The sequence below is a fragment of the Duganella alba genome (assembly GCF_009674495.1).
GTDB lineage: Bacteria > Pseudomonadota > Gammaproteobacteria > Burkholderiales > Burkholderiaceae_D > Rugamonas > Rugamonas alba.
In genome coordinates, this window is record NZ_WKJN01000077.1 from 1 (window position 1) to 3117 (window position 3117).

The window sequence follows — 3117 nt, forward strand, 5'->3', positions numbered from 1 at the left end:
ACCATCGCCGGCGTGGCCGCGTGGGCGCCGCCGATGGTGCCCGACAGCGTGCGCTGGGCCATTGCAGGCGCGGCGGCCAAGGCCGCCGCGATCATCAGGGTGGAAATCAGTCCGTGCTTCATTTATTCAATTTTCGGATACGTTCGGACGGCGTGATGATGTCCGTCAGGCGGATACCGAACTTGTCATTCACCACCACCACCTCGCCCTGGGCGATCAGGCAACCATTGACCAGCACGTCCATCGGCTCGCCGGCCAGGCCGTCCAGTTCCACCACCGAGCCCTGCGCCAGTTGCAGCAGGTTCTTGATGGCGATCTTGGTGCGGCCCAGTTCCACCGTCAGCTGGACCGGGATGTCGAGGATGAAGTCGATATCGTTGTGCGTTTCAGTCTTGCTCGGCGTGCTGGAAAAATCCTTGAACACGGCCGCGCTGGCCGCCTGCGAGGCGGCTTGCTGTTTTTCCAGCGCGGCGGCTTCCGCCTGCGCCTGTTCGGCGATCGCCGCACCCCATGGATCGTCTTCGTCCAGCGGTTGATCGTCTTGGTTATCCGACATGATTCTCTCCGGGTTTATTGACTTTATTTAAGGTTATCGGCATTGGCCAGCAGTTTCTCGACCTTGAGCGCGTATTGCCCGTTCATGACGCCGTAGCTGCAATCCATGACCGGCACGCCGTCCACCGTGGCCGAGATGAATTCCGGGATCGACAGCGGGATGATGTCGCCCACCCGCATATTGAGGATCTCGTCGAAATTGACCTTGGCCGTGCCCAGCGACGCCACCACTTCCACTTCGGCGATCTGGATCTGCTGCGTCATCAGGCGGATCCAGCGCTTGTCCACTTCCAGCGCCTCGCCCTGCAGGCTGGAGGTCAGCGAATCGCGGATCGGCTCGATCATCGAGTACGGCATGCAGAAGTGGATCTGGCCCGACACCGAGCCCAGCTCCACCGTGAAGGTGGACGCCACCACCACCTCGTTGGGCGTGGCGATGTTGGCGAACTGCGTATTCATTTCCGAGCGGATGTATTCAAACTCGACCGGATACACCGGTTCCCACGACTTGGTGTAGGCCTCGAACACGATGTCCAGGATGCGCAGGATGATGCGCTGCTCGGTCTGGGTAAAGTCGCGGCCTTCGACGCGGGTGTGGAAGCGGCCGTCGCCGCCGAACAGGTTGTCCACCAGCAGGAACACCAGGCCCGGATCGAACACCATCAGCGCCGTGCCGCGCAGCGGCTTCATGTGCACCAGGTTGAGGTTGGTCGGCACCACCAGGTTACGGATGAACTCGGAATACTTGGAGACGCGCACCGAACCGACCGACACCTCGGCGCTGCGGCGCAGGAAGTTGAACAGGCCGACGCGCAGCAGACGGGCAAAGCGCTCGTTGATAATTTCCAGCGTCGGCATGCGGCCACGGACGATACGTTCCTGGGTCGCCAGGTTGTACGTGCGGACACCCGCGACGTCTTCCTGCGCCGCAACGTCGTCCTGGTCGCCGTTGACGCCCTTCAGAAGGGCATCGACTTCTTCCTGGGAAAGAAAATTATCAGCCATGGCTTATGCTCTGCTTACTGAATGATGAAGGACGTGAACAGCACGTCTTCGACTTCTTGCGGGGAGCCGCGGTCTTCAAACGGGTCCTTGAGGGCCGCGATGATGTCCTTGGCCAGCTGGACCTTGCCTTCCGGCGTGTTGATGTCGCTGGCGTGCTTGCTCGACAACAGCAGCAGCACGCGGCTGCGCACCTTGGCCATGTTTTTCTTGATTTCTTCCTGCGTCTCGGCATCGGGCAACTGCACCGAGAACGCCACTTGCAGGTACTGGTCGGCGCCGCTTTCGCCCGGCTGCAGGTTGACGGTGAAGGGCTCGACCGGTTCGTAGATCGCCGGGCCGGCCGCCTTCTTGGATTTCTTCTTCTTGGCGGGCGCGTCGTCGTGGTCTTCGGCATCGGCTTTGCCGTGCAGGAAGAACCAGGCCGCGCCGCCGCCGGCCGCGCCGAGCACCAGCACCACGGCCAGGATGATGATGATCAGTTTTTTGCTGCCGCCGCCCGCGGGCGCTTCAACTTTCTGATCGGCTTTCATTTTTGGGTTCGCTTTCAAAGTAGCCCTTCATGTTGCGGTGTGGTTCACGCCGCCATTATGTCATTATCGGTCAGGCCAAGGCATACGGAACCGTGGAAAAGAGGGGCGTTCCCGCTGCTGCTTGACATTTCCCTAGTGTAACAGACAACAAAACCGGGAGGGCGGTCACGCCGGTCCCGGTTTGCCCTGGCGCCGCTGCGGTATCAGGCGAAGGTGTCGACCGCGCCGGCCGGCAGGCGCCGCACCGGCGGCGCGCTGCGGGCGACGTCGGCGTCGCTGCCGTGGTCACGGCCGTAGCTGCCGCCCGAGCGGCCGCCGCTGTTGCCGCCGCCGCTCTGCGCCGAGCTGGCCTGTTGGCTGAAGGAACTGTTGTTCTGGTCCGACATGCCGGCCGACACGGTGGCGCTGCCCAGCTGGATGCCGGCGTCGCTCATCATTTCTTTCAGTTTCGGCAAGGCGTTTTCCAGCGCCTGGCGCACTTCCGGCGCGGCCGAGCTGAAGGCGGCGGTGGCCTGGTCCTTGTTCACGCTCAACACCACTTGCAGCGGGCCGAGATCGGGCGGATTCAGTTCCATGGTGGCGCTTTGCTCGCCGCCGGCGGCCATGAAGATGATTTTCTGGCCCAGCTGCTGGTCCCAGGCCTGGGTGCCGACGCGGCTGCTGAGCTTGTCGGTCGGCACGGCGCTGGCGGCCTTGGCCAGTTCCTGCGCCGCATGGCTGGCGGCCGGCGCGATGGTGATCGCAGCCTGTTCCTTCAGCGCGGCGGCGGCTTCGGCGTTGACCGTGGTGGTTTTCGGCGCGGCGGCCAACTGGGCGGGATCGGCGGCGGTCTGCTGTTGCTGCTGGGTCTGCGATACCTGCGGCTGTGCGTCGGCGGCCGGCCCGGCCTTGGCGGCGACGTGGCTGGTGGCGTCGGCCTTTGGCGTGGCGGCGGCATCGGCCACGGTGTCGGCGGCCGGGGCGTCGGTGGTCTTGGCGGCTTGCGCGGCATCGGCGCTGGCCGGGGCCTGGGCGGCGATCGCCGGTT

At 64.1% G+C, this 3117-nt stretch carries 4 protein-coding genes; all 4 read right to left on the reverse strand.

The genetic code is table 11. From position 1 onward, the window contains the following. Positions 1 to 118: 118 nt before the first annotated feature. Complete coding sequence (gene fliN / locus GJ695_RS29235; RefSeq protein WP_072781393.1) at positions 119 to 556, reverse strand: flagellar motor switch protein FliN; 438 nt, start codon at positions 554 to 556, stop codon at positions 119 to 121. A gap of 23 nt (positions 557 to 579) precedes the next feature. Next, on the reverse strand, positions 580 to 1560 hold the full coding sequence (fliM, locus tag GJ695_RS29240; RefSeq protein ID WP_154361548.1) for a flagellar motor switch protein FliM: 981 nt from the start codon (positions 1558 to 1560) through the stop codon (positions 580 to 582). Between the two features lie 14 nt (positions 1561 to 1574). Beyond that, positions 1575 to 2090, reverse strand: a complete 516-nt coding sequence (fliL, locus tag GJ695_RS29245; RefSeq protein WP_154370594.1) for a flagellar basal body-associated protein FliL — start codon at positions 2088 to 2090, stop codon at positions 1575 to 1577. 203 nt (positions 2091 to 2293) lie between these two features. After that, positions 2294 to 3117: flagellar hook-length control protein FliK (locus tag GJ695_RS29250; RefSeq protein WP_166455425.1), on the reverse strand; the 824-nt coding region annotated here is incomplete at its 5' end.